The following is a 24,421-nucleotide window of genomic DNA, read 5'->3' as shown; positions in this document are numbered from 1 at the left end:
CTGCGCCTCAGGTGGCGCAGGGCACCACTTTCCGCACGAGCCGTTCCACGCTCAGGCCCTGGATCAACACCGACAGTACAACCACGATATAGGTCATCGTCACGATCACGTCGCGTTCCGGGCCGGCGGGCAGCGACAGGGCCAGTGCCACGGAGATCCCGCCCCGCAAGCCACCCCAGGTCAGCACCTGCCACGCGCCTTGCGGCAGGCCCGCGTGCTTGCCGAGCGCCGCGACCGGCAGACCGGCGCTGAGCAGGCGGGCGAGCAGGGTCACCCCGGCCGCGAGGAGGCCTGCGGCCAGCAACGGCCCCGAAAACGGCAACAGCAGGGCTTCGAAGCCGATCAGCACGAACAGCACGGCGTTGAGCATCGAATCGAGCAGCTCCCAGAAGCCATCGAGCTGTTCGCGCGTGTGCGCCGACATCGCCTTGCGCCGGCCGCGATTGCCGATCAGGATGCCGGCCGCGACCATTGCCAGCGGACCGGACACGCCGAGAACATGGGTCAGGCTGTAGCCGCCCAGGACCGCTGCTACTGTCAGCAGGACTTCTTCCTGGTAGCTGTCGATGCTTTTGAGCATGAGGTAAGTCACGCCGCCAAGGACGGCCCCGAACGCGATGCCACCGCCGGCTTCGCGCAGCAACAGCACCGAGGTTTCGACGCCGCCCGGCACATGATGCTCGACCGCAATCGCTGCCATGACTGAAAAGATGACGATCCCGACGCCGTCGTTGAACAAGGATTCGCCTGACACCACCGACTCGAGACTGGCCGGCGCCCCGACCTTGCGCAGCAGTCCGGTAACCGAAATCGGGTCGGTCGGCGCGATCAGCGCCCCGAATACCATGCAGAACGGCAGCGGCAGGGCGAGTCCGGTCAGCGGCAGCAGGTAGTACAGGCCGAATCCGACCGCCACCGCGGCGGCCAGCGTGCCGAACACCGCCAGCAAGCCGATCTGCCAGCGGTAGCGCGCCAGTTGCTGCAGGTCGACGTGCAGGGCGCCCGCGAACAACAGCAGGCTGAGCATGCCTTCCATGAGCACCTGCGAAAAGTCGACCGTACCGAGCAGCTCGGCCGCATACTGCCGCGGATGGGTCACGCCCGCGTAGTCGAGCAGGAGCGCCGCAGTGGAGAGCATCAGGGCCGCAGCCATCACCCCGATCGTCGACGGGAGCTTGAGGAAGCGGGCGTTGAACCAGGCGATCACGGCAGTGATAACCAGGAAGACCGGGATAAATTCAGGCATCGTTGGGCCTTTCGCTCGAACAGGTGGTGGTGCCGGATGCCACGAACGGTTGGGAAGGGGCAGTCTTCAGGCTGCGGCTCGCGCGCCTGCTGGCCAGATTGCCGTAGCGGGCATGGCAGAGGCGTACCTGCGCCAGATCGGGGGCAAAGTCGAGTGCGCGCTCGGCCCGTGCCAGCGCGAGGCCGGCGTGATGGCGTGCGGCGGTGCGCGTTGTTGCGTCGTCGCAGGTACCGATCTCGCCCAGCACGCGCTGCACATGCAGCGCCACTTCGACCAGATGGGCACCGTCGCGCGCGATGGCGGTAAAGCTCTCTTCGACCATGTCGCCGAGCACCAGGCACGGCACCGACACCCGGCTGCATTCCGGCTCGGCGTGTTCGGCCTGACGGCCCCAGAGCGCGAACAGGCGGTGCAGCGTGTCGAGGATGGCGATGGCCGTGCCCGGATCGTTGATCGCCGGCGACAGCGCGCGGCAGCCGATCTCGGCCAGCACCACGAGTCCGAAGCGGGGGTCGTCGTCGAATTGGCGCAGCGGGCCGATAATGAATGCCTTGTCGAGGTCGGCTTGAGCAGGGGACGTACTGTCGACGCCATCATTGAGGATATGGGCGAGCGGGCGCGAAGGGACGACCGACGCGCCCGGCAGTACCGCCAGGCTGATACGTAATTTGTGTCTGGTGGCGCAGCGCTGCAACAAATCCATATCGACCCGCTGCAGGAATCCGATGCGCTCGCTGTACATCGGCACACCGAGCGGCGCGTCGTGCAGCGCCACGCCACCAAGCCACGGGTCGTTCTGGCGGCGTTTCATGGCAGCCATGGTCGCCTGCTCGACCTTGGCAATGACGGCGCCGAGCCGCCCCAGTCGCGCGATGCTGTCGACCCAGCGCACGAACACCAGCACGACGGCAACGATGGTGAGCAGCGTCAGAACAAACAGCGTGAAGCGGCCCGCCTTGCCGAAATAGTCGTTGGTCGTGGCACTCAGCGCGACGATGGCGTAAATGAACGCCCCCACGAAGATCGACAGCGCGTTCTGCGACACGTCATCCGCCACGATCAGCGGGAAAGCGCGCGCGGTGGCGGATTGCCCGGTCGATGCATATGCCGACACCATCGACGCGACCGCGAAAGTGGCCACGCCCAGCATGCTCGCAGCGATGATCTCCAACATGTCGACCACCGAACCCTGCGCGATCTCCGGGACCTTCCAGTCGATCGGAATGGTGTCGGCCAGTTGCGCCAGCAGGACCCCGCCGACGGACAGGATGCAGGCGATCAGCGGTTTGACCCAGAGGCGCTCGCGCAGGCGGTTGAACAGGAACTGCAGTCGGTTTCGCATGATTCTGTCAGCTTTCGGTTAGCGTCTGGTCCAGGCGCCCGGCCTGCTGGCGGTGACAGCAGACGCCAAAGTCTGGATGCCGGACCGCAGCTTGTCGGTTCGCGATGCAACACACACGGGTGGCAGCCGACACGTGTGCCAGCGCCCTCAAGCCGCGGGCTTACCGGCTCGGCGCGCGACGGATCGCGATCTCGGGATTGGCCAGGTGGACCGTCTGGGTCGGGTAGGCAAAGCCGATTCCCGCATCCTCGAAGCGCTCGAACAGAAGCTCGTTGATTGCCTGCTGGATGTCCATATAGACGCCATAGTCCGGCGACAGCACGGTGTAGACGATCTCGAAGTCGAGCGACGACGCGCCATACGCCTTGAAGTGCGCGCGGTCGAAGCGCACGTTCGCTTGCGCTTCGACCGCTGCGCGCAGGATGCCCGGAATGGCGTGCAACTGCTCGCGGCTGATCTCATAGACAACGCCGATCGAAAACACGATACGGCGCGTCTCCATGCGCTTGAAATTGTGAATCCGGCTCTGGAGCAGGTCGCTGTTGGAAAATACGACCTGCTCGCCGCCGAGGCCGCGGATGCGGGTTGTCTTCAGGCCCACATACTCCACCGTCCCTGCAATATCGCCGACCGAGACGAAATCGCCCACCACGAATGGTTTGTCCAGCACGATCGACAGCGAAGAAAACAGGTCGCCCAGGATGTTCTGGAGCGCAAGCGCGACCGCGATGCCGCCAATGCCCAAGCTGGCCACCAGGGTCGTAATGTTGACCCCAAAGTTGTCCAGAATCATCAGCAGGATGACCAGCCACAGGAAGGTGCGTGCCAGGAAGCCGATGGCCGCGGTCGAGGTGGCGCTGGCCACATCTTCGGCGCTGCGCTTCGCGCGATAGCGGCGCAACCAGGCATGCAGGCCGGCATCGGCCCAACGCGCCACCTGCAGCAGCAGAACGGCCACGGTCAGGTGCGACAGCAAGGTTGCAAGCTTGGGCGGCAGCGTCAGCCAGTGCGCTCCGGCGAACAGGCCGATGAGTACGATGAACAGGGGGTGCGTTGCTGACAGCACCTTGATAGCGAGATCGTCAAGATAAGTCTCGGTGTGCGCGGCGTAGGCGCCAAGCCGCTTGACCAGCACCCGCTTGATGATGAAAAGTACCAAGGAGACAGTCAGGGCGACGCCGATGGCGACCGTCCAGACCGTCAATTCGTTATCCAGGATGATGTAGTTCATTGGTGGGTGCCGTAGCGCGTGGTCGTTGATTCTTAATATTGTAGAGACGATAACGTATTCGTACAAATACACCTGCTGTGTCCCGTACCGGACGGGCGCCGCCGAGGGAGCAGGGATCGTTCGTGGCAGGTTGGCAGCTGCTACTTGTCGCGCCGAAACGTACGGCGCCCGCTGGCCAGATTGCGTAGGCTTGAGCCTGGATACCGGATGGCGATCTGCTCCGCAGGCGCGGGGCGGCCACGTTGAACGGTGATATCGGTTGAACCCGGAAACCTGGAGAACCCATGACAAACGACAATGTTCAAGATTGCATCGATGCCTGTAATGCCTGCGCGGCAGCGTGCGATGCATGCTCCGCCGCCTGCCTCGGCGAGGAGGATGTCAAGATGATGTCGCGCTGTATCTCGCTCGATATGGACTGTGCAGCCATTTGCCGGCTTGCTGCCGCGTACATGGCACGCGGTAGTGAATTCACTGCGGCAATCTGCTCCCTCTGCGCGCAGATCTGCTCGGCCTGCGGCGACGAGTGCGCGCAGCATGAAATGGATCATTGCCAGCGCTGTGCGCAAGCATGCCGGCGCTGCGCCGAGGCCTGCCGCGCGATGGCCGATCCGGCCTGACGCCTGCTGAGAAAGGTACTGAAGCGTTCGTTTTATCTTAAGATGCAACATTGACCGGCTGACCAATCCGAATGGCGGTATTGGCGCTGGCCTCCAGCACGAGGCATGGCTGTGCAGCGCTAGCGCACGGCTTGAAGCCGACGCGTTGCATTTCAAGAGATTCCATGAGCCCTTCGGTCAGTGCAGGACAGGACGCGATTCCCGGCGCTATCAGCGCTGACGGCGTTGCCGTCTCGATGGAGCAGGCGCTGCATACCGCCGGCGTCGGCAAGTTTCAATACCGCATTTTTCTGATCTTCGGCCTGGTGTGGCTGGCCGACGCGATGCAGGTGCTGTCGATCGGCTTTTCTGCGCCGTCGATCGCAAAAACCTTCGGGCTGTCGATGCCGCAGGCCTTGCAGACGGGGACCGTGTTCTTTGTCGGCATGCTGATCGGCGCGTTTGTCTTCGGCCGCCTGGCGGATCGCATCGGCCGCCGGCCCGTGCTGCTGATGGCGGTGGTGATCGATGCCTGCTTCGGCGTGGCCTCGGCATTTGCGCCCGATTTTACCTGGCTGCTGGCGCTGCGCCTGATGACGGGCATCGGCGTGGGCGCGACGCTGCCGGTCGACTACACGATGATGGCCGAATTTTTGCCCAGCGACCGGCGCGGCCGCTGGCTGGTGCTGCTCGAATCGTTCTGGGCGCTTGGCACGATCGCCCTGGCCGTGCTGGCCCTGTGGGCGGTCGGTTGGGGCGACGATGCTTGGCGCGTGATTTTCCTGGTCACCGGCATCCCGGCGCTGGTCGGCATCGTGCTGCGCTGGTATATCCCGGAGTCGCCCATGTACCTGCACCGCAGTGGCCAGCCGGACGAGGCGCGCGCGGTGCTGGAACGCGTGGCCAGGACGAATGGCCGCACGCTGACGATGCCGCCGTTGCTGCCCGAGCCGCAAGTCAGGACGACCTTGCTGTCGCTGTTCTCGGGCGGACTGCGCCGGCGCAGCATCGCGCTGTTCGTCGCCTGGGGCCTGATTTCGATTGCCTATTACGGCGTGTTCGTCTACCTGCCGATCCGCCTGAGCGCGGAAGGCTTCGGCTTCATGCGCGGCCAGGAATTTCTGATCGTGCTGGCACTGGTCCAGCTGCCCGGCTTCGCGCTGGCCGCGTATGGCGTCGAACGCTGGGGCCGCAAGCCGACGCTCGTCGGTTTTCTCTTGCTGAGCAGTGTCGGTTGCCTCGGCTACAGCCTGGGCAGCTCGACCGTGCTGGTCGTCGGTTCGACGCTGTTGATGAGCTTTGCGCTGCTCGGCACGTGGGGCGCGCTGTATGCGTTCACGCCCGAGGTCTACCCGACCCGCCTGCGCGCCAGTGGCATGGGTACGGCCGGGGCAGTTGCCCGTTTCGGCGGCCTGTTCGCGCCGGCGATCGTCGCGCCGGTGATGGCGACGCATTTCACGCTGGCGCTGATCATGCTCTCTGGCTTCCTGCTCATGGGCGCCATTGCCATCCTGTGCGTGGATACCGAGTCGCGCCAGCGCGCGCTCGACTGAACCGTTGAGTTGTCACGGCGGCTCGGCTAGGATGTCGCATCGATCGTTACAGGATGCAGGCATGGGTGAGCAGGGGGCAGATAGTCGGCTGGTGGTGTTTGTCGGCGCCGAGTCGACGGGGAAATCGACATTGGCCAGCATGCTGGCGCGCGGGCAGGGCGCGCAGTTCGTGCCCGAAATCGGCCGTTTTGTCTGGGAAGAAAAGCAGGGCCAGCTGGTGGCCGCCGACTACGTCGAGATCGCCGAACGGCACCGCGCTGCCGAAGACGCCGCTATCGCGAACGCCGCTGGCGACTACGTCTTCGTCGACACCAATGCACTGACCACGCTGCTGCTCGGCTTGCGCTTCGGCCAGGTGACCGAGCCGGTGCCACCGGCCCTGCTGCGCTACGCGCTGGAATGCCGCACGCGCTACCTGCACCACTTCGTGTGCGCCGACGACATCCCGTACGAAGAAGAGCCAGGCGTGCGCGAAAACGCCGCGTGGCGCACGCAGATCCAGCAACTGGTACTGGACGATCTGGACCGGCGCGACATCGGCTACACGATCCTGACGGGTTCGCTCGAACAGCGTGCTGCGCGGGTACTGGCCACGCTTGCAGCCATCGCGCAGCACGACGACTCAAACGCTGACTCCATCAAGCGTACTGCTGCGTAACCCCCAGCGCCGCCAAATGCCGCTCGATCTCGAACACGTGCGGATCGGGTTTGCCCAGCGCGCGCAGTGACTGCGCCAGGCCCAGCAGGTAGTCGCTGTTCGGGCCGCTCGGGCCGCGCGCCGTCGCGATCTGGCGCGCAATCGCGTGCTCATCGGCCGGGCCCAGGTACGCCGCGTTGTCGTGCGTGGCGATATACACGATGCCTTCGTCGCTGCTGCCGTCGTCAAATTGCATTTGCGTCGCCAGGCGCAGGTAGCCGTTCTTTTCGCGATGGTCGAGGTGCGCGAATTCTTCGGGCGTGACGAGAAACGCCATGCCGTGGCAGACCGCATCGGGATCCGGTACCAGCGTCACCACACGCCCCGGCGCCGTCTCGGTGCCGCGGTGATCGTGCGAGCCTTGCCAGAAGCGGCGTGTCCAGCCGCGGATGGACGCCGCGCGCTGCTGAAGAAACGGGAAATCGGGTTTGAAGATCAGGGAGCCGTAGCCAAACAGCCAGACGCTGGCATGGCCATCGAACTTGTTCATCTGGCGGTTGATTGCGATGGTATCGTGGGACATTGCGGGTCCGATAAAAAAGACACGACCCATTGTAGCGTGCCTTTTTGTGAGAATCAGCCTTCCGCTTGCGCCCGTTTTACATATCCAAAGAGGAATTCCACATAACTCTCGGCGGCCGGCGACAGCGACCGGCCGGGCCGCGTGTAGACGAAAAAGCGCCGCTGCAGCGTCGGCGCATCGAGCGGGCGCATCGTCAATCCGTACAGCGTGGCCAGCGGCGCCGCATAGGGCAGGCACACCGTCACGCCCAGACCCGCACTCACCATGGCCAGCGCCGTCGTCATGAAGGTCACTTCGTGCGCCGGCGTGAGCGCAATGCCCGTGCGCGAGGGCGGTACTGCGTCGAGCAGCAATTCGGTGAACTGGCCCTGCAGCGAAATGAACGGGTAGGCCGCCGCATCCTGCCACGTCACCCGCTCGAGTGCGGCCAGCGGATGCTGGTGCGGAAACACCAGCGCGAACGGCATGGAGAACAGTTCGCTCGCCAGCAGCGGCGGCGCAGGCGTGCGTTCCGGGCCGATGCCCACATCGGCCTCGCCCGACAGCACGCGCGTGATGACGCCCTCGACTTCGGTATCGGCCAGGCGCACGACGATCTCGGGGTGCTGCGCGCGGTAGGCGGCGATGCTTGGCGGCAGCAGCGTGCACGCCATCAGCTGTGGCGCCGCGATGCGCACGACACCTTTCTTCAGGCGCGTGTGGTCGGCCACGTTAGCCAGCGCACCGTCCAGGTCGTCGATGATCTGGCTAAATAAGGGCAGCAATTCGCGACCGATGTCGGTCAGGCCGATGCGGCGCGTGCTGCGGTCGACGACCCGGGCGTCCAGCGTCTGCTCGAGCTCCTTGATCAGGCCCGACAGTGCCGATTGCGTCACGTGCAGCGTCTGCGCGGCCAGCGTGAAATTGCCGGTGCGGGCCAGCGCAACAAAGGCGCGCATTTGTCGTAACGTTGGATTCATCAGATAAGGTGATATATCACACTGAAAATATCGTTTGTATGATAGTGCGTTTTACCTTGTAATGGCGGCTACTCAGCAATAACAAAAGGACAGTCCATGAAACTCGCCACCCTCAAAGCCGGCGGCCGCGACGGCACCCTGGTCGTCGTCAGCCGCGATCTGGTCACCTGCCAGCAAGTCCCGACCATCGCGCGCACGCTGCAGGCCGCGCTCGACAACTGGGATGCGTGCAAGCCGCAGCTCGACGACGTCTACAAGCAGCTCAACGACGGCAACGCCGAGGCGGCCGAATCGTTCATCGAGGCGGCCTGCCACTCGCCGCTGCCACGCGCTTACCAGTGGGCCGACGGCTCGGCTTACATCAACCACGTCGAGCTGGTGCGCAAGGCGCGCGGCGCCGAGGTGCCGGCGTCGTTCTATACCGATCCGCTGATGTACCAGGGCGGCGGCGATTCGTTCGTCGGCCCGCTTGATCCGATCGCGGCGCTGTCCGAAGACTGGGGCATCGATCTCGAAGCCGAGGTGGCCGTGGTCACGGGCGACGTGCCGATGGGCGCCGACGCAGCCGAGGCTGCCAGCGCCATCCGCCTGGTCATGCTGGTCAACGACGTATCGCTGCGCAACCTGATCCCGAACGAACTGGCCAAGGGCTTCGGCTTCTACCAGTCCAAGCCGGCCAGTGCGTTTTCGCCGGTCGCGGTCACGCCAGACGAGCTGGGCGACGCCTGGCAGGGCAACAAGCTGCATCTCCCGATCCTGGTCACGCTCAATGGCGCCGCGTTCGGCAAGCCGAATGCCGGCGAAGACATGACCTTCAGCTTCGCCCAGCTGATCGCGCATGCGGCAACCACGCGCGAACTGTGCGCGGGCAGTATCATCGGCTCGGGCACCGTGTCGAACAAGCAGGGCGGGCTGTATGGCTCGAGCGTCGAGCATGGCGGCGTGGGCTATTGCTGCCTGGCCGAAGTGCGCATGTACGAAACCATCGAAGGCGGCGCGCCCAAAACGCCGTACCTGTCATTCGGCGACACGGTGCGCATCGAAATGCTGGACGCGGGCGGGGCCAGCATCTTTGGCGCCATCGATCAGGAAGTCGTCCGTTACCACGAGAGGCAACCATGAAACTGTATACCTACTTTCGCAGCTCGGCCGCCTACCGGGTGCGCATTGCCCTGAACCTGAAAGGGCTGGCCTACGACGCGGTGCCGGTGCACCTGCTCAAGGATGGCGGGCAGCACCTGCAGGACGACTATCGCCAGATCAACCCGAGCGGCCTGGTGCCGGCGTTCCAGGATGACCGCATCACGCTGTCGCAGTCGCTGGCCATCATCGAGTATCTCGAAGAAGTGTATCCGGACGTGCCGCTGCTGCCGAAGGATGCGCCGGGCCGGGCGCGCGTGCGCGAGCTGGCCCAGATCATCGGCTGCGACATCCACCCGATCACCAATCTGCGGGTACTCAATTACCTGGCGCGCGAGATCGGTGTGCCGGACCAGGCAAAGAGCGAGTGGTACCGTCACTGGGTGATCGAGGGGCTGCAATCGCTCGAAGCCCATCTGGCGCGCGATCCGGGCGCGGGGCCGTTCTGCCACGGCGACCATCCGACCATCGCCGATTGCTACCTGGCGCCGCAGGTATTCAATGCGCAGCGTTTCAATATCGATGTGTCGGCCTACCCGAATATCGACCGCATCAATGCGCTGTGCATCGCGTTGCCGGCGTTCCAGGCGGCGCACCCGTCGCGCCAGCCCGATTCCGAATAGCGCGCGGGTGGATGCGAAGGGCGGCGGCGCGCTACAATCGCCGCCTCTTTCCATTGCCATTTCGCCATGACCGACTCCGCCGCGCCTGCCTCCAGTCCCATCGCCATCCCTGCACCGATCCTGCAGGCCCTCGACCTGGCCGATGCCTCGTGGCGCCCGATTCTCGAAGCGGGGCTGCAGGCGGTGGCCCGCGCCAATCCGGGCTACTTGCCGGCGCTGGCGCAGGACGATTACGTCCCCACGGAACACCGCATGTTCGCTGCCTTTGCCCAGCCGCTGGACAAGGTGCGCTACGTGCTGGTGGGGGAGGGGCCGTACCCGCGCGCCGCGAGCGCCACCGGCGTGAGCTTCATGGATGGCGCCGTGGGCGACCTGTGGAGCGACGCAGGACTGTCCAAGCCGGTGAACCGGGCGACGTCACTGCGCAACTTCATGAAGATGCTGCTGGTGGCAAGCGGCCAGTTGCAGCCCGATGCGACCAGCGGGGAGGCGCTGGCGCCGATCGCCCAGGCCGCGCGCGCTGACGGCTCCATCCAGACGCTGGCGCAGTTGCAGGACAATCTCGTGCACGAAGGCTTTTTGCTGCTCAATGCCGCGCTGGTGTTTCGCAAGCACGTCAAGCCGGTCATCGATGCGCGCGCCTGGTTGCCGTTCCTGCAGACGGTGCTGGCGGCGCTGGCCGCCCAGCCGCAGGTGCCGACGCTGGTCCTGTGGGGCAAGATTGCCGAGCAATTGCAGAAGTTGCCGGAGACGGCTGCCTTCCCGCAGGCAGTGGCCGAACATCCCTACAACCTGAGCTTCATCGGGCATCCGGGCATGCAGGCGCTGTTCGGGCCGATGGGGTTGCTCAGAGCCCGCTAATCACGTGGACGGCTGCAGGCAGGGTAGGGTGGACGGGTTTCCCGTCCACGCGTTCAATAAACCCGTACGTCATACATCACGTTGGGTTGAACGCGTTGATGGCATAGCCATCCACCCTACGGATGACGTGACTTTTCAGGACGAACATGACCCGCCGTTTTTGGGGTGGTCCAAGACAAGATCATTGCGATTTGCTATACTTGACTAAATCGTTCAACTAATCAGGTCTTTCCCCGATCTCAGAGGGAACCGTGCTACAGGCTGCGGCGCCGACTTGGTACTTGGATAAGAGAAATATTTTATCATTCACCGGGGTTGAAATGCGTCTGACCACCAAAGGCCGTTTTGCTGTCACTGCGATGATCGACCTTGCCATGCGTCAAGGCAATGGTCCGGTCACGCTGTCGGGCATCAGCCAGCGCCAGGCCATTTCGCTGTCGTACCTCGAGCAGCTGTTTGGCAAGCTGCGCCGCCACGAAATCGTCGAATCGATCCGTGGTCCGGGCGGCGGCTACAGCCTGGCGCGCGCGGCGGGCAAGGTGACGGTGGCGGACATCATCATCGCCGTCGACGAGCCGCTCGATGCAACCCAGTGCGGCGGTAAAGAGAACTGCCATGGCGCCCACACCGACGGCGCCCGCTGCATGACCCACGAACTGTGGACCACGCTGAACGAAAAAATGGTCGACTACCTCGATTCGGTATCGTTGCAAGACCTCGTCGACCAGCAGCGCCAGAAAGAACAGAACGTCGTGCACGTGCACCGCGGCGCCCCCGCCGCAGTCGGACATAACTAAAGCTACCGGAGTAAATCAGATGAACGCGCCAATGGACAAGACCACCGAGCAGAGCTTCGCGCCAGCTCCACATTTCCCGATCTACATGGATTACTCGGCCACGACGCCGGTCGATCCACGCGTCGCCGACAAGATGATCCCGTTCCTGCGCGAGCAGTTCGGCAATCCTGCGTCGCGCAGCCACGCCTACGGCTGGAACGCCGAAGCGGCCGTCGAAGAAGCGCGCGGCCACGTCGCCGCGATGATCGGCGCCGATCCGCGTGAAATCGTCTGGACCTCCGGCGCGACCGAAAGCAACAACCTGGCAATCAAGGGCGCAGCCCAGTTCTACAAGACCAAGGGCAAGCACATCATCACGGTGAAAACCGAGCACAAGGCCGTGCTGGACACCGTGCGCGAACTCGAACGCGTCGGCTTCGAAGCGACCTACCTCGAGCCGCAAGCCAATGGCCTGATCACGATCGAACAGCTGTCAGCGGCAATTCGTCCTGACACCATCCTGGTGTCGGTCATGTTCGTGAACAACGAAATCGGCGTCGTGCAGCCGATCGCCGAAATCGGCGAACTGCTGCGCTCGAAGGGCATCATCTTCCACTGCGACGCGGCCCAGGCTGTCGGCAAGGTCGAGATCAACCTCGAAGTCCTGAAGGTCGACCTGATGACCTTCACCGCGCACAAGGCCTACGGCCCGAAAGGCATCGGCGCGCTGTACGTGCGTCGCAAGCCGCGCGTGCGCCTCGAAGCGCAGATGCACGGTGGCGGTCACGAGCGCGGCATGCGTTCGGGCACGCTGCCAACGCACCAGATCGTCGGCATGGGCGAAGCCTTCCGCCTGGCCAAGGTCGAGATGGACAGCGAGCTGACCCGCGTGCGCGCCCTGCGCGATCGCCTGGCTCGCGGCCTCATGGAGATCGAAGAAGTCTATATCAACGGCGACATGGATCACCGCGTGCCGCATAACCTGAACGTCTCGTTCAACTATGTCGAAGGCGAGTCCCTGATCATGGCGATCAAGGACCTGGCCGTGTCGTCCGGTTCGGCCTGCACCTCGGCCAGCCTGGAACCATCGTACGTGCTGCGCGCCCTGGGCCGCAGCGACGAGCTGGCGCACAGCTCGATCCGCTTCTCGATTGGCCGCTTCACGACCGAAGAAGAAATTGATTTTGCCGTCAACCTGCTCAAGAGCAAAGTTGGCAAGCTGCGTGAACTGTCGCCGCTGTGGGACATGTTCAAGGACGGGATCGACATCAGCTCGATCCAGTGGGCTGCACACTGATCTGCTCATACCGAGCGCGCATTTTCTAAACATACTGGAGCATCACCATGGCATATTCGGACAAAGTACTGGACCACTACGAAAACCCACGCAACGTCGGCGCGTTCGACAAGGGCGACGATGACATCGGCACCGGCATGGTCGGCGCGCCGGCCTGCGGCGACGTCATGAAGCTGCAGATCAAGGTCAACGACCAGGGCCTGATCGAAGACGCAAAGTTCAAGACGTATGGCTGCGGTTCGGCCATCGCATCGAGCTCGCTGATCACTGAATGGGTCAAGGGCAAGAGCCTGGACGAAGCACTGGCCATCAAGAACACGCAGATCGCCGAAGAGCTGGCACTGCCGCCAGTCAAGATCCACTGCTCGATCCTGGCAGAAGACGCGATCAAGGCCGCTGTGGCCGACTACAAGGCAAAGCACGCCGACAAAGCAGTCGCAGCGGCGTAATTCCTGGTAATAGAACTGAGCTGGAGAAGCACAACATGGCAATCACCCTGACCGAAAAAGCTGCAAAGCACGTCAACCGTTACCTCGAACGCCGGGGCAAGGGCATTGGCTTGCGTTTCGGTGTGCGCACCACCGGCTGCTCCGGCCTGGCCTACAAGCTCGAGTACGTCGATGAAAGCGCAAACGAAGACAGCGTCTTCGAATCGCATGGCGTGCAGGTATTCGTTGATCCGAAAAGCCTGCCGTACATCGACGGCACCGAGCTTGATTTCGCCCGCGAAGGCCTCAACGAGGGCTTCCGCTTCAATAATCCGAACGTCAAGGACAATTGCGGCTGCGGCGAGAGCTTCCGCATCTGATCGCGCATGCAGAATCATTTCGAACTGTTTCAACTGCCGGCCCGCTTCGAGGTCGAACAGAGTGCCCTGGATGCCGCCTACCGCGAGATCCAGGGCCGCGTCCATCCTGACCGGTTTGTCGGCAGCAGCGACGGCGAAAAACGCGTCGCGATGCAATGGGCGACGCGCGCCAACGACGCCTACCAGACCCTGCGCAATCCGCAAAAGCGCGCGCAGTATCTGTGCGAACTGAACGGCGTCGACCTGCAGACCGAATCGAATACCGCGATGCCCACCGCGTTCCTGATGCAGCAGATGGAATGGCGCGAAGAACTCGGCGATGCGCGCGCTGGCAAGGATGCTAGCGCGCTCGACGCACTCGATGCGCAGGTGCGCGCCGAACGCAAGCAGATGCTGGTCACCGTTGGCCAGCAGCTCGATGCGGGCGACTACGCTGCTGCTGCCCAGGGCGTGCGCTCGCTGATGTTCCTCGACAAGTTCGGCGACGAAGTGCAGTACGCCTTCGAAGCGATCGAGGCATAACCTTCCTGCTTTTCATCGTGGACGGCGGTGTCGTCCACGCCCCGCTATGCCGGTCGGACGCGTAAAATAGCGTCCGCACCGTCCCGGCATGCAAAAATAACACTGGTATCACGACTATGGCACTCCTCCAAATCGCCGAACCCGGCATGTCCACCGCCCCGCACCAGCACCGCTTGGCCGTCGGCATCGATCTGGGCACCACCAATTCGCTCGTTGCCACCGTTCGCAGCGGCAGCCCCGAAGTGCTCAGCGACGAGGAGGGCCGCTCGCTGCTGCCGTCGATCGTGCGCTACCTGGATAACGGCCATGCGCACATCGGCCACAAGGCGCGCGCGCACCAGACCACCGACCCGAAGAACACGATCGTCTCGGTCAAGCGCTTCATGGGCCGTGGCCTCAAAGACATCACGCACGCAGAAAACCTGCCGTATGACTTCGTCGATGGCGAGGGCATGGTCCAGTTGAACACCGTCGCCGGCGTGAAAAGCCCCGTTGAAATCTCGGCCCAGATCCTGGCCACGCTGCGCCAGCGCGCTGAAGATTCGCTGGGCGACGACCTGGTTGGCGCCGTGATCACGGTGCCGGCGTACTTCGACGATGCACAGCGCCAGGCCACCAAGGATGCAGCCCAGCTGGCGGGCCTGAATGTCCTGCGTCTGCTGTCCGAGCCGACCGCGGCTGCCATTGCGTATGGCCTCGACCAGGGCAAGGAAGGCGTCTACGCCGTGTATGACCTGGGCGGCGGCACGTTCGATATCTCGATCCTCAAGCTCTCGAAAGGCGTGTTCGAAGTGCTGTCGACTGGCGGCGATTCGGCGCTGGGCGGCGACGACTTCGACCATCGCCTGTTCTGCTGGATCATGGAGAAGGCGCGCCTGGCGCCGCTGTCGGACCAGGACACCGCAACGTTGATGGTCAAGGCCCGTCAGGCCAAGGAACTGCTGTCGACGAACGAAGAAACGACGATCGAGGCAATCCTGAAGTCGGGCGAGCTGGTGCAGGTGACGATCATGGCCACCGAATTTGTCGAGATCACGAAGCATCTGGTCGGCAAGACGATGAACGCGATCCGCAAGGCGATGCGCGACGCCGACACGAGCGTCGAGGACGTCGACGGCGTGGTGATGGTCGGCGGCGCGACGCGCATGCCGCACGTGCGCCGGGCAGTGTCGGAATTCTTCCAGACCATCCCGCACGCCAACATCGACCCGGACCGCGTGGTGGCGCTGGGCGCGGCGATCCAGGCCAATCTGCTGGCCGGCAACCGCGCCGATGGCGAAGACTGGCTGCTACTGGACGTGACCCCGCTGTCGCTGGGCATCGAGACGATGGGCGGCCTGGTTGAGAAGATCATTCCGCGCAACTCGACGATTCCGGTCGCGCGCGCGCAGGAATTCACGACCTTCAAGGATGGCCAGACGGCACTGGCGGTGCACGTGGTGCAGGGCGAGCGCGAGCTGGTGTCGGACTGCCGTTCGCTGGCGCGCTTCGAGCTGCGCGGCATCCCGCCGATGGCGGCCGGCGCGGCGCGCATCCGCGTGACCTACCAGGTCGACGCCGATGGCTTGCTGGCGGTGGCCGCGCGCGAAATGCGTTCGGGCGTGGAAGCATCGATCACGGTCAAGCCGTCGTATGGTCTGGCGGACGACCAGGTGGCGCGCATGCTGCAGGATTCGTACACGTCGGCTTCGAGCGACATGCAGATGCGCGCGCTGCGCGAAGAGCAGGTCGAGGCCGAGCGCATCCTGCTGGCGACGCAGTCGGCGCTCGACAGCGATACCGATCTGCTGTCGCCCGACGAGCAGGCCACCATTGCCGCGCAATTGCAACTGGTGCGCGATGCGGTGGCGATGTCGAACGACACGACGCTCGAACCGGGCCTGCGCCAGAACGTGGTGCACGATGCAGTCCAGGCGCTGGCGCATGGCACCGAAGAATTCGCGGCGCGCCGCATGGACAAGAGCGTGCGCAAGGCATTGTCGGGCAAGTCGCTGGACGAAATTTAAGACGCAACTTCGACGTAGGGTGGACGGCTCGGCCGTCCACGCGTGGATAGTGATCGGTGCCGCTGTCGTGCCCGATGATCTGGCTGCCAACCATCGCCGCGTGGACGGCGCAGCCGCCTCGCCGGCCGCGTCCACCCTACGCCTTACCGCATCATACAAAACAATCAACTGAGGTAACCCAAGTGCCACAAATCGTCATCCTCCCCCACCCAGTGCTGTGCCCAGAAGGCGCCGTGCTTGACGCGCCAAGCGGCAAATCGGTCTGCGACGTCCTGCTCGAGAACGACATCGACATCGAACACGCCTGCGACCGCGTCTGCGCCTGCACCACCTGCCACGTAATCGTGCGCGAAGGTTTCAACTCGCTGAACGAACAGCAAGAGCAAGAAGAAGACATGCTCGACAAGGCCTGGGGCCTGGAGCCCAATTCGCGCCTGTCGTGCCAGGCGATCGTCGCTGACGAAGACCTGGTGGTCGAGATCCCGAAGTACACGATCAACCACGCTGCCGAAAAGAACCACTGATCTTCATGAAGCGTGTCGAGAACGTCAAGAAAGCCCCGGCTGCGCCGGAGCTGCCACCCGAGGTTCGCCCGGGCCAGTCGATCGAGCTGCTCAAAGAGCTGCACATCCTGACCCGCGACGGCAAGTTGAACCAGGACAGCCGCCGCAAGCTCAAGCAGGTCTACCACCTGTACAACTTCATCGAGCCGCTGCTGCGCGATGTGCAGGGGGCGAAGGGCAGCGTGTCGCTGGTCGACCATGGCGCCGGCAAGTCGTACCTCGGCTTCATCCTGTACGACCTGTTCGTGAAAGCCCAAACCGAGGGTTCGCACATCTACGGCATCGAGACGCGCGAAGAACTGGTCACCAAATCGACCGAGCTGGCCGCGCGCCTGGGTTTCAAGGGCATGTCGTTCCTGCCGCTGTCGGTGGCCGAATCGACCACGTCGAGCGCGCTCCCGGAATCGATCGACATCGTCACCGCGCTGCACGCCTGCAATACCGCCACCGATGACGCCATCGACTTCGCGCTCAAGAAGAACGCGAAGCACATGGTGCTGGTGCCGTGCTGCCAGGCCGAAGTCGCCACCGTCCTGCGCAAGAACAAGGGCAAGGACGTGAAACGCAGCGCGCTGACCGAAATCTGGCGCCACCCGATCCACACGCGCGAATTCGGCAGCCAGATCACCAATGTGCTGCGCTGCCTGCAGCTCGAAGCGCATGGCTACCAGGTCACCGTGACGGAGCTGGTGGGCTGGGAGCACTCGATGAAGAACGAGCTGATCATCGCCACCTACAAGAACCTGCCGCGCCGCCGCCCGACCGAACGCCTGCACGAGGTGCTGGGCGAACTGGGCCTGGCTGAGATGACCGAACGTTTCTACGCCCCACAAGCCGCCACCACGGAGTGACAACAAGCATGAGCGACAACACGCAAGGCTGGATCGACCTGCGCAGCGATACGGTGACGCAGCCAGGCGCCGCGATGCGCGCCACGATGGTGGCTGCCCACGTCGGCGACGATGTGTATGGCGACGACCCCACCGTCAACCGCCTGCAGGATTACGCGGCGGAGCTGTTCGGTTACGAGGCCGGCATGTTCGCCCCGAGCGGCACGCAGACCAATCTGATCGCCCTGATGACCCACTGCGGTCGCGGCGACGAATACCTGGTCGGCCAGGAAGCGCACACCTACAAGTACGAAGGCGGCGGCGCTGCGGTGCTGGGCAGCATCCAGCCTCAGCCGATCATCAATCAGCCGGATGGCTCGATCCTGCTGGCCGACATCGAGGCCTACATCAAGCCCGACGACATGCACTTCGCGCGTACCCGCCTGCTGGCGCTGGAAAACACGATTGGCGGCCGGGTGCTGAGCCAGGAGTACGTGGCTGCAGCCACGACGCTCGCGCACGAGAAGGGCCTGGCCACGCACCTGGACGGCGCGCGCATCTGCAATGCCGCCGTCAAGCAGGGCATCAGCCTGGCGGACGCCGTCAAGGGCTTCGACACCGTCTCGGTGTGCCTGTCCAAAGGCCTGGGCGCACCGGTCGGCTCAGTGCTGCTGGGGCCGAAAGCCTTCATCGAGCAGGGCAAGCGCTGGCGCAAGATGCTGGGCGGCGGCATGCGCCAGGCCGGCGTGATCGCCGCTGCCGCGTACTACGCGCTCGAACACAATGTCGCGCTGCTGGCGCAGGACCATGACAACGCGGCCGAACTGGCGCGCGGCCTGGCCCTGATCCCGGCGCTCACCGTCAGCACCCCGCAAACGAATATCTTCTGGATCGACGTGCCGGCTGCCGCCTGCGCACCGCTGCGCGCGGCGCTCGAACGGGCGCAGATCCGCGCCACGGTCGGCCCCAGAATGCGTCTCGTGACGCACCTCGATGTCTCCGCGCGCGATGTCCAGCGCACGGTCGACGTCTTCACCGCATTTTTTACTGATTGGCGTGCATGACAACTGAAGAAGCAATCCGCCTGGCCAAGCGCGTGGCCGACGTGGCAGGGTGCTCGCGCGCCGATGCCGAGCGTTATATCGCCGGCGGCTGGGTCAGCGTCGATGGCGCCGTGGCCGAAGATCCCGCCACCCGCGTCACGCCGGAGCAAAAGGTCGAGCTGCTGCCGGGCGCGACGCCGGTCGAACCGGATCCTGTGACGATCCTGATGCACAAGCCGGCCGGTATCGAAATTGAAGCGGCGCTCGCCAGCATCACCGCCGAGAACCAGGTGCTGGAACACGGGCGCGGCAAGCCGTTCCTGCGCCGGCACCTGTTCAAGACCACGGCTGCCACGCCGCTGGAAACCATGGCCTCGGGCCTGATCGTGTTCAGCCAGGATTTCCGTGTGATCCGCAAGCTGGTCGACGATGCATCGCGCAACGAGTCCGAATACGTCGTCGAGGTCGACGGCCAGATCGCCGACAATGGCATGGCCAAGCTTGGCCGCATGTTCAAGGCCAGCTGGCAAAGCGAGCAGCGCCTGCGCATCGCCGGCAAGAACATCCAGCGCGGCCAGATCGAGCGCCTGTGCGGCGACGTGGGCCTGCGCGTGACGGCATTGCGCCGCCTGCGCATCGGCCGCATCTCGATGGGCCCGATGCCGGCCGGCGGCTGGCGCTTCCTGCGCGAGACCGACCAGTTCTGATTCAATGACGGGGAACGTGTTGATGGCATGTCATGCTGGTGTCATCGACGCGTCCTATGCTGGCGGTTTTTCATCCCTGGAAAACCGCCCATCATGCTGCAACGCTCCCGTGCTACCACCCGCTACCTTCCGATGATTGCCACGATTGCGCTGGCGTGCACGCTCGCTGCCTGCGGCGGCGACAATGACGACGAACCGACGCCCACCACGCTGACGCTGGAAAAAATCGGCAGCTACAACGGCGGCGCCGTCGGCGCGGCCGAGATCACCGCCTACGATGCGGCCAGCAAGCGCCTGTTCGTCGTCAACGGCGCGAATGGCACCGTCGATGTGCTGGACCTGAGCGCGCCCAACGCGCCCAAGCTGCTGGGAACGATCAGCGTGGCGGGCCTCGGCAAGGCCGTCAATAGTGTCGCCGTGTTCGATGGCCTGGTGGCACTCGCGATCGAAGCGGCGGTCAAGACCGATCCGGGCACCGTGGCGTTCTACAATGCCGCCGACCTCAAACTGATCAACAGCGTGAAAGTCGGCGCGCTTCCTGACATGCTGGTGTTCACGCCGGACGGCACCAAGGTGCTGGTGGCGAACGAAGGCGAGCCAAGCGGCTATGGCGTGGCCGGGACCAGCGATCCGGAAGGCGCGGTCAGCATCGTCACCGTCAATCGCGGCGGCACGCCAAACGTCGCCACCGCGGATTTCCGCAGCTTCAATGGCCAGGAAACGGCGCTGCGCGCGCAGTGCATCCGCATCTTCGGCCCCAAGGCCACGGCGGCGCAGGACTTCGAGCCGGAATACATCACCGTCAGCGAAGACGGCAAGACGGCCTGGGTCACGCTGCAGGAGAACAATGCCATTGCCATCGTCGATGTGGCCAGCGCGAAGGTCACATCGATCAAGCCGCTCGGCTTCAAGGACCACAATGTCGCCGGTTTCGGTCTGGATGCGTCGGATGAAGATGGCGGCACCAATACGAACAGCGGCACGCCCGCCACGAAGATCGGCCCGCAGCCCGTGAAAGGCATGTACCTGCCGGACGCGATTGCCGGCTACACGGTCGACGGCAAGCATTACCTGCTGACCGCGAACGAGGGCGACGCGCGCGCCGACTGGCCGGGCTTTAATGAAGAGACGCGTATCCGCGCCCATTGCACGGCAGGGCTGGATCCGAGCGTGTTCCCGAACGCCGGCAACGCGACGTTCGACTCGAACCTGGGCCGGCTGCGCGTGACGACAACGCCCAACGGCGGCGGCATGACCGGCAAGAACGCCGCCGGCCAGTGCACCGAGCTGTACACGTTTGGCGGCCGGTCGTTCTCGATCTGGGACACGGACATCAAGCGCGTCTACGATTCGGGCGACGAATTCGAGCGCCGCACCAGCGCGTTGCCGAATGCGCGCTTCAACGCCAGCAACGACAACAACAATCTGGAAGACCGCAGCGCCTCGAAAGGTCCGGAGCCGGAAGGCGTCGTGGTCGGCAAGTTCGGCGACAAGCAGTATGCGTTTGTCGGCCTGGAGCGCATCGGTGGCGTGATGGTCTACGACATCACGAAACCGGCAGCGGCGTCATTCGTGACCTACCTGAACACGCGCGATGGCGACAAGGGCGACCTGGGACCGGAAGGCTTGACGTTCATCCCGGCGCACAAGTCGCCCAACGGCAAGCCGTTGCTGATCGTCGGTAACGAGGTCAGCGGAACGACTGCCGTCATGCAGGTCAATCTGACGTATTAATTGTCAGAGCGCTTGCCCAGCCAGGAGAGGCCGACGGCGGCCGCGATCAGCACGGCGCCCACGGCAAGCGTGCTGTCATTCGATGGCACGCGAGGCTGAACGTCGCGCCGCGCTCTGGCAGGGGCAGGGGCAGGGCGCTTCACCATGCCGCTGTGCACGCCACTGGCGCCCTGCTGCGGCTCGTACAGCGCGCCCACCGTGTCTTCGGTGGGGTCAGCACGTTTGGCCCAGGTTTCCATGAAGCGGTTCATGCCCGATGCCAGCAGGTCGGGCGCCAGTTGCGTGAGCTTCTTGGTCACGTCAGGCGCGCCCAGCAGCGTGACGGCGCGCGGCTTGCGCACCAAAGCGACGACGGCGTTGGCCACTTTTTCGGGGGCCAGCACGCCTGGCGGATACGACAGCCTGGCGCCCGTATAGTTGGCGGCGTGTTTGAAGCCCGGCGTATCGACGAAGGACGGGTAGATGTCGCACACGTGGATGTCGCGCTTCTTGCCCAGTTCGGCGCGCAGCGCCTCGCTGAAGCCGCGCAGGCCAAATTTGCTGGCGCCGTAGGCCGCCGCGTACGGCGTGGCGACGAAGCCGCCCGACGAAATCATGTTCACCCAGATGCCGTAATCCTGTTCCAGGAAAATCGGGATCACGGCGTGCGCATCGTTCATGTGCGTGATCAGGTTGGTCTCGATGACCTGGCGGTGATGCGCGATCGGGACGTCGGCGAATTTGCCGACGACGCCACTGCCCACATTGCTGAACCAGAGGTCGATCTGGCCGAGAAGCTCGCGTGCATCCTGCGCGAACGCGGAGACCGCGTCGGCGTCGGTAGCATCGACGACGAGCACGTCGGCATGGCCACCGGCCTGGCGGCAGCGCCGGGCGACGTCGTCGAGGCCTTCCTTGCCACGGGCGCCGAGCACGAGGTGGGCGCCCTGGCGGGCGAAGGCGATGGCAGTGGCGGCGCCGATGCCGCTGGAGCCGCCCATGATGACGACGCGAAGATGTGATTGGTGCATGGCGTACCCTTATTCAATGATTGACGAGTTCGTAGACCGTTCAATTATTGGGGCATTTCCGCGACGACGTATTTCGAATTCCGCGTGACAAGTTAACGCTGTTGCAAGCGCAGCGCATCCGTGGCATCGACTGCGCCGGTGACGGTGTCGGCAATGGCAAGACGGACCGTGAACGTGCTGCCGCGGCCGATACCATCGCTGGCAGCGATGACGTCGCCGCCATGCAGGTCGATGATGCTCCTGACCAGCGCCAGCCCGATGCCCAGGCCCCCCTGGGCCCGGTCCGGCGAGCGCTCGGCCTGGGTGAACAGGTCGAACATGCGCGGTAGCAGCGATGCATCGATGCCGACGCCGTTGTCGCGCACGGTAATCGCCACCGTGTCCGGTTCGCGCGTCACAGTTACCTCGATGCGTCCGCCATGGGATGTGTACTTGGCTGCGTTGTTGAGCAGGTTGGCCAGCACCTGTACCAGGCGATGCGCGTCGCCGGCAATGTGGGCGCCGGCGGTATCGCCCGTCACGCTCAGCGTATGGCCGCGCGCCGTGATCAATGGCTGCGACTGCTCGACGGCATTGGCCACGAGCTGCATCGGGTCGAGCAGCGCGCGGTCCAGCTTGATCAGGCCGCGGGTCACGCGCGACACGTCGAGCAGGTCGTCGACCAGCGATGTCATGTGGCGCACCTGGCGGCTGATCACTTCGCTGGAGCGCCGGACCCGTTCTTCGCTGGCGGTGCCGAACTTGAGCATCTCCGCCGCTGCAGCGATCGGCGCCAGCGGGTTGCGCAGTTCGTGCGCCAGCATGGCCAGGAACTCGTCCTTGCGGCGGTCCTGATCCTGCAGCGAACCGTACAGGCGTGCATTCTCGAAACCGGTGGCCGCGATCGACGCCAGTTGCACGAGGATGGCTTCGTCCTCGTCCGTGAAGTCGCCCTCGAACCGGTCCGACGCCTGGATCAGGCCGATGTTCTTGCCCATGCGGTCGATCAGCGGCACGGCCAGCCAGCCGCGCAGCACCGGATGCGCGCCGGCATGCTCGCCAAAACCGCGCCAGGCGGGATGCGCCTCGAGCTGTGCTTGTGTAAGGCGCATGACGCGGTTGTCGCGACACACCTGCGCGTAGATCCCGGAGCCGTCCGTCCTGGCATCGTAGCCACGGTAAGCGGCGTACTTGTCCGACAGCGAGACGGCGTTGATCGCCTGCGTCCAGCCGCCCGCTTCGGTGAGCGAGACGACCGCCTGGTGGGTCTGCAGGATGTCGCGCACGGCCGTCACCAGCGCCTGCGCGATGTCTTCCGCCGCCAGCACCGTGTGCAGCGTGCGGCTGGCCTGCGCGACCTTGGCCAGCAGGGCGTTGTTGCGTTTTTCGCGGTCGAGCCGCTGGGCCAGTTCGAGCTCGGCCGCGATCATGTCGTGGATGTCGGTGTTGGCGCCGATCCACTCGCGAATCGAGCCGTCCTCGGCCAGGATCGGGATGCCCTTGACCGCGGTCCAGCGGTAGCTGCGGTCGGCGCAGCGCAGCCGGTACTTCGTCTCGAACACCGAGCGGGCGGCAACGCAGGCCAGCCACAGAGACTGGGCAGGTGCGCGGTCATCGGGGTGCAAGGCATCGACCCAGCCGAATTCCTTCCACTCGTCGTAGGTCTGGCCGGTATAGGCGCGCCAGGACGGCGAGTCTTCCAGCACCCGGCCATCCGGGGTATTCGACCAGACGATTTGCGACGTGGCCATCACGAGCGAGCGGAAGCGCTGCTCGCGCAGGCGCAGCGCGCTGTCGGCCGCCATGCGCTCGGTGATGTCCTCGTGCATGAGCATCACTTCGAGGGTGTTGCCGGCCTTGTCCTTGATCGGCCGCGCCTTTGCGGTGACCCAGCGCTTCGGACCGTGGCCATCGAGCGCGCTGACGTCATACAGCGCCGCCGGCAATTCAATCGGCTCCCCCTGCAGCGCCTGCGCCAGCAACGCGGCGATGCCGTTGTCGGCCAGTTGCGGGTCGTGCAGCACGTTGTAGTCGCCGAGCACGTACGCCATCAGCGGCGTGCCTTCGTGGATCTGCCACAGGTTTTCCCATGCCTTGTTGACACGCGTGGTGTGCCCCGATGGTGCGAGGATCTGGATGCTGATTGGCGCCTGTTCGAATAACGCCTGGAAACGGGTGTCGGGCATGCTTGCTGATTCTGATTCTAAAAACGTGAGGTGCGCGGTGGAAGACAAAGCAAACTCGCGCTGATTGGTATTTCGCGACCCGCATGATGTCACAGCCTGGCCACCTCGTTGCGACGATCATTGCGTTGGTGCGTGGATGCCACGCCGGTCATGCTGGATGCATGATGCCGGACGGCGCTGGTAAGC

At 64.4% G+C, this 24,421-nt stretch carries 24 protein-coding genes; 17 read left to right on the top strand and 7 right to left on the bottom strand.

The window, feature by feature from the left end; genetic code table 11:
• Nucleotides 1-7 precede the first annotated feature (7 nt).
• The 3 genes from AC56LV_RS10090 to AC56LV_RS10080 form a co-directional block, all read right to left on the bottom strand.
• Entirely contained in the window at nt 8-1,246 is a 1,239-nt protein-coding gene (locus AC56LV_RS10090) for a cation:proton antiporter (protein ID WP_499557326.1), read from the bottom strand.
• Nucleotides 1,239-2,588 carry a DUF2254 domain-containing protein gene (locus AC56LV_RS10085; protein WP_499557324.1) on the bottom strand — a complete coding sequence of 450 codons (1,350 nt, stop codon included), beginning with the start codon at nt 2,586-2,588 and terminating at the stop codon, nt 1,239-1,241. Before AC56LV_RS10085 ends, AC56LV_RS10090 begins: the two co-directional genes overlap by 8 nt.
• Before the next feature lie 160 nt (nt 2,589-2,748).
• Nucleotides 2,749-3,819 (bottom strand): mechanosensitive ion channel family protein, encoded by a 1,071-nt coding sequence (locus tag AC56LV_RS10080; protein ID WP_499557323.1) that lies wholly within the window; start codon nt 3,817-3,819, stop codon nt 2,749-2,751.
• Between the two features lie 284 nt (nt 3,820-4,103).
• On the opposite strand from AC56LV_RS10080, the gene AC56LV_RS10075 reads away from it, so the two are divergent.
• The 3 genes from AC56LV_RS10075 to AC56LV_RS10065 all read left to right on the top strand — a co-directional run bounded on the left by AC56LV_RS10075 (nt 4,104) and on the right by AC56LV_RS10065 (nt 6,629).
• Nucleotides 4,104-4,439, top strand: a complete 336-nt coding sequence (locus AC56LV_RS10075; RefSeq protein WP_499557321.1) for a four-helix bundle copper-binding protein — start codon at nt 4,104-4,106, stop codon at nt 4,437-4,439.
• A 236-nt stretch (nt 4,440-4,675) separates the two neighbouring features.
• Complete coding sequence (locus AC56LV_RS10070; RefSeq protein ID WP_499557998.1) at nt 4,676-5,971, top strand: MFS transporter; 1,296 nt, start codon at nt 4,676-4,678, stop codon at nt 5,969-5,971.
• A 61-nt stretch (nt 5,972-6,032) separates the two neighbouring features.
• Nucleotides 6,033-6,629, top strand: a complete 597-nt coding sequence (locus AC56LV_RS10065; RefSeq protein ID WP_499557319.1) for an AAA family ATPase — start codon at nt 6,033-6,035, stop codon at nt 6,627-6,629.
• On the opposite strand, the gene AC56LV_RS10060 is transcribed toward AC56LV_RS10065, so the two are convergent.
• Both AC56LV_RS10060 and AC56LV_RS10055 read right to left on the bottom strand, forming a co-directional pair.
• Complete coding sequence (locus tag AC56LV_RS10060; protein ID WP_499557317.1) at nt 6,610-7,191, bottom strand: gamma-glutamylcyclotransferase; 582 nt, start codon at nt 7,189-7,191, stop codon at nt 6,610-6,612. The genes AC56LV_RS10065 and AC56LV_RS10060 overlap by 20 nt on opposite strands.
• Nucleotides 7,192-7,244: 53 nt before the next feature.
• On the bottom strand, nt 7,245-8,150 hold the full coding sequence (locus AC56LV_RS10055) for a LysR family transcriptional regulator (RefSeq protein ID WP_499557315.1): 906 nt from the start codon (nt 8,148-8,150) through the stop codon (nt 7,245-7,247).
• Between the two features lie 96 nt (nt 8,151-8,246).
• Here AC56LV_RS10055 and AC56LV_RS10050 point away from each other — a divergent pair, with 96 nt between their 5' ends.
• The 14 genes from AC56LV_RS10050 (at nt 8,247) to AC56LV_RS09985 (ending at nt 21,060) form a co-directional block, all read left to right on the top strand.
• Nucleotides 8,247-9,272, top strand: coding sequence for a fumarylacetoacetate hydrolase family protein (locus AC56LV_RS10050; protein ID WP_499557313.1), 1,026 nt, complete (start codon nt 8,247-8,249; stop codon nt 9,270-9,272).
• Nucleotides 9,269-9,913, top strand: a complete 645-nt coding sequence (gene maiA, locus AC56LV_RS10045; protein ID WP_258834963.1) for a maleylacetoacetate isomerase — start codon at nt 9,269-9,271, stop codon at nt 9,911-9,913. Before AC56LV_RS10050 ends, maiA begins: the two co-directional genes overlap by 4 nt.
• 66 nt (nt 9,914-9,979) lie before the next feature.
• Nucleotides 9,980-10,774 carry a uracil-DNA glycosylase family protein gene (locus tag AC56LV_RS10040; protein ID WP_499557311.1) on the top strand — a complete coding sequence of 265 codons (795 nt, stop codon included), beginning with the start codon at nt 9,980-9,982 and terminating at the stop codon, nt 10,772-10,774.
• A gap of 320 nt (nt 10,775-11,094) precedes the next feature.
• Entirely contained in the window at nt 11,095-11,571 is a 477-nt protein-coding gene (gene iscR / locus AC56LV_RS10035) for a Fe-S cluster assembly transcriptional regulator IscR (RefSeq protein ID WP_332530980.1), read from the top strand.
• A 19-nt stretch (nt 11,572-11,590) separates the two neighbouring features.
• A complete protein-coding gene (locus tag AC56LV_RS10030) occupies nt 11,591-12,847 on the top strand; it encodes an IscS subfamily cysteine desulfurase (RefSeq protein WP_499557309.1) in 1,257 nt (418 codons plus the stop codon).
• A gap of 47 nt (nt 12,848-12,894) precedes the next feature.
• On the top strand, nt 12,895-13,296 hold the full coding sequence (iscU, locus tag AC56LV_RS10025; protein ID WP_367610878.1) for a Fe-S cluster assembly scaffold IscU: 402 nt from the start codon (nt 12,895-12,897) through the stop codon (nt 13,294-13,296).
• A 35-nt stretch (nt 13,297-13,331) separates the two neighbouring features.
• Nucleotides 13,332-13,655, top strand: coding sequence for an iron-sulfur cluster assembly protein IscA (gene iscA / locus AC56LV_RS10020; RefSeq protein WP_183555379.1), 324 nt, complete (start codon nt 13,332-13,334; stop codon nt 13,653-13,655).
• 6 nt (nt 13,656-13,661) lie between these two features.
• Nucleotides 13,662-14,177 carry a Fe-S protein assembly co-chaperone HscB gene (gene hscB / locus AC56LV_RS10015; RefSeq protein WP_499557308.1) on the top strand — a complete coding sequence of 172 codons (516 nt, stop codon included), beginning with the start codon at nt 13,662-13,664 and terminating at the stop codon, nt 14,175-14,177.
• A 116-nt stretch (nt 14,178-14,293) separates the two neighbouring features.
• The gene (gene hscA, locus AC56LV_RS10010; protein WP_499557306.1) at nt 14,294-16,183 is read left to right on the top strand and encodes a Fe-S protein assembly chaperone HscA; all 1,890 of its coding nucleotides are present in this window, start codon (nt 14,294-14,296) and stop codon (nt 16,181-16,183) included.
• A gap of 182 nt (nt 16,184-16,365) precedes the next feature.
• A complete protein-coding gene (fdx, locus tag AC56LV_RS10005) occupies nt 16,366-16,707 on the top strand; it encodes an ISC system 2Fe-2S type ferredoxin (RefSeq protein ID WP_183555376.1) in 342 nt (113 codons plus the stop codon).
• A 5-nt stretch (nt 16,708-16,712) separates the two neighbouring features.
• Nucleotides 16,713-17,597, top strand: coding sequence for a class I SAM-dependent methyltransferase (locus AC56LV_RS10000; protein WP_499557304.1), 885 nt, complete (start codon nt 16,713-16,715; stop codon nt 17,595-17,597).
• Nucleotides 17,598-17,605: 8 nt separating this feature from the next.
• Nucleotides 17,606-18,640: a low-specificity L-threonine aldolase gene (gene ltaE, locus AC56LV_RS09995; RefSeq protein WP_499557303.1), complete on the top strand. Its 1,035-nt coding sequence runs from the start codon at nt 17,606-17,608 to the stop codon at nt 18,638-18,640.
• Nucleotides 18,637-19,326 carry an RNA pseudouridine synthase gene (locus AC56LV_RS09990; protein ID WP_499557301.1) on the top strand — a complete coding sequence of 230 codons (690 nt, stop codon included), beginning with the start codon at nt 18,637-18,639 and terminating at the stop codon, nt 19,324-19,326. Before ltaE ends, AC56LV_RS09990 begins: the two co-directional genes overlap by 4 nt.
• A gap of 93 nt (nt 19,327-19,419) precedes the next feature.
• Complete coding sequence (locus AC56LV_RS09985) at nt 19,420-21,060, top strand: choice-of-anchor I family protein (protein ID WP_499557299.1); 1,641 nt, start codon at nt 19,420-19,422, stop codon at nt 21,058-21,060.
• Here AC56LV_RS09985 and AC56LV_RS09980 read toward each other — a convergent pair.
• Both AC56LV_RS09980 and AC56LV_RS09975 read right to left on the bottom strand, forming a co-directional pair.
• Complete coding sequence (locus AC56LV_RS09980; protein WP_499557297.1) at nt 21,057-22,070, bottom strand: SDR family oxidoreductase; 1,014 nt, start codon at nt 22,068-22,070, stop codon at nt 21,057-21,059. The genes AC56LV_RS09985 and AC56LV_RS09980 overlap by 4 nt on opposite strands.
• A gap of 92 nt (nt 22,071-22,162) precedes the next feature.
• Complete coding sequence (locus AC56LV_RS09975; protein WP_499557295.1) at nt 22,163-24,235, bottom strand: PAS domain-containing sensor histidine kinase; 2,073 nt, start codon at nt 24,233-24,235, stop codon at nt 22,163-22,165.
• Nucleotides 24,236-24,421: the final 186 nt, after the last annotated feature.

The organism is Telluria sp. RB2R28, from assembly GCF_059685835.1.
This window is presented reverse-complemented; position numbering and strand designations above follow the sequence as displayed.

Excerpts from the sequence above, each read along its gene's own strand:
- AC56LV_RS10000 (WP_499557304.1), top strand. The coding sequence starts at position 16,713 with ATGAAGCGTGTCGAGAACGTCAAGAAAGCCCCGGCTGCGCCGGAGCTG.
- AC56LV_RS10085 (WP_499557324.1), bottom strand. The coding sequence starts at position 2,588 with ATGCGAAACCGACTGCAGTTCCTGTTCAACCGCCTGCGCGAGCGCCTC.
- iscR (WP_332530980.1), top strand. The coding sequence starts at position 11,095 with ATGCGTCTGACCACCAAAGGCCGTTTTGCTGTCACTGCGATGATCGAC.
- AC56LV_RS10090 (WP_499557326.1), bottom strand. The coding sequence starts at position 1,246 with ATGCCTGAATTTATCCCGGTCTTCCTGGTTATCACTGCCGTGATCGCC.
- AC56LV_RS10070 (WP_499557998.1), top strand. The coding sequence starts at position 4,676 with ATGGAGCAGGCGCTGCATACCGCCGGCGTCGGCAAGTTTCAATACCGC.
- AC56LV_RS10065 (WP_499557319.1), top strand. The coding sequence starts at position 6,033 with ATGGGTGAGCAGGGGGCAGATAGTCGGCTGGTGGTGTTTGTCGGCGCC.
- AC56LV_RS10030 (WP_499557309.1), top strand. The coding sequence starts at position 11,591 with ATGAACGCGCCAATGGACAAGACCACCGAGCAGAGCTTCGCGCCAGCT.
- iscU (WP_367610878.1), top strand. The coding sequence starts at position 12,895 with ATGGCATATTCGGACAAAGTACTGGACCACTACGAAAACCCACGCAAC.
- maiA (WP_258834963.1), top strand. The coding sequence starts at position 9,269 with ATGAAACTGTATACCTACTTTCGCAGCTCGGCCGCCTACCGGGTGCGC.
- AC56LV_RS10055 (WP_499557315.1), bottom strand. The coding sequence starts at position 8,150 with ATGAATCCAACGTTACGACAAATGCGCGCCTTTGTTGCGCTGGCCCGC.
- AC56LV_RS09975 (WP_499557295.1), bottom strand. The coding sequence starts at position 24,235 with ATGCCCGACACCCGTTTCCAGGCGTTATTCGAACAGGCGCCAATCAGC.
- AC56LV_RS10050 (WP_499557313.1), top strand. The coding sequence starts at position 8,247 with ATGAAACTCGCCACCCTCAAAGCCGGCGGCCGCGACGGCACCCTGGTC.
- ltaE (WP_499557303.1), top strand. The coding sequence starts at position 17,606 with ATGAGCGACAACACGCAAGGCTGGATCGACCTGCGCAGCGATACGGTG.
- AC56LV_RS09990 (WP_499557301.1), top strand. The coding sequence starts at position 18,637 with ATGACAACTGAAGAAGCAATCCGCCTGGCCAAGCGCGTGGCCGACGTG.
- AC56LV_RS09985 (WP_499557299.1), top strand. The coding sequence starts at position 19,420 with ATGCTGCAACGCTCCCGTGCTACCACCCGCTACCTTCCGATGATTGCC.
- AC56LV_RS10040 (WP_499557311.1), top strand. The coding sequence starts at position 9,980 with ATGACCGACTCCGCCGCGCCTGCCTCCAGTCCCATCGCCATCCCTGCA.
- AC56LV_RS10075 (WP_499557321.1), top strand. The coding sequence starts at position 4,104 with ATGACAAACGACAATGTTCAAGATTGCATCGATGCCTGTAATGCCTGC.
- AC56LV_RS09980 (WP_499557297.1), bottom strand. The coding sequence starts at position 22,070 with ATGCACCAATCACATCTTCGCGTCGTCATCATGGGCGGCTCCAGCGGC.
- AC56LV_RS10060 (WP_499557317.1), bottom strand. The coding sequence starts at position 7,191 with ATGTCCCACGATACCATCGCAATCAACCGCCAGATGAACAAGTTCGAT.
- hscB (WP_499557308.1), top strand. The coding sequence starts at position 13,662 with ATGCAGAATCATTTCGAACTGTTTCAACTGCCGGCCCGCTTCGAGGTC.
- hscA (WP_499557306.1), top strand. The coding sequence starts at position 14,294 with ATGGCACTCCTCCAAATCGCCGAACCCGGCATGTCCACCGCCCCGCAC.
- iscA (WP_183555379.1), top strand. The coding sequence starts at position 13,332 with ATGGCAATCACCCTGACCGAAAAAGCTGCAAAGCACGTCAACCGTTAC.
- AC56LV_RS10080 (WP_499557323.1), bottom strand. The coding sequence starts at position 3,819 with ATGAACTACATCATCCTGGATAACGAATTGACGGTCTGGACGGTCGCC.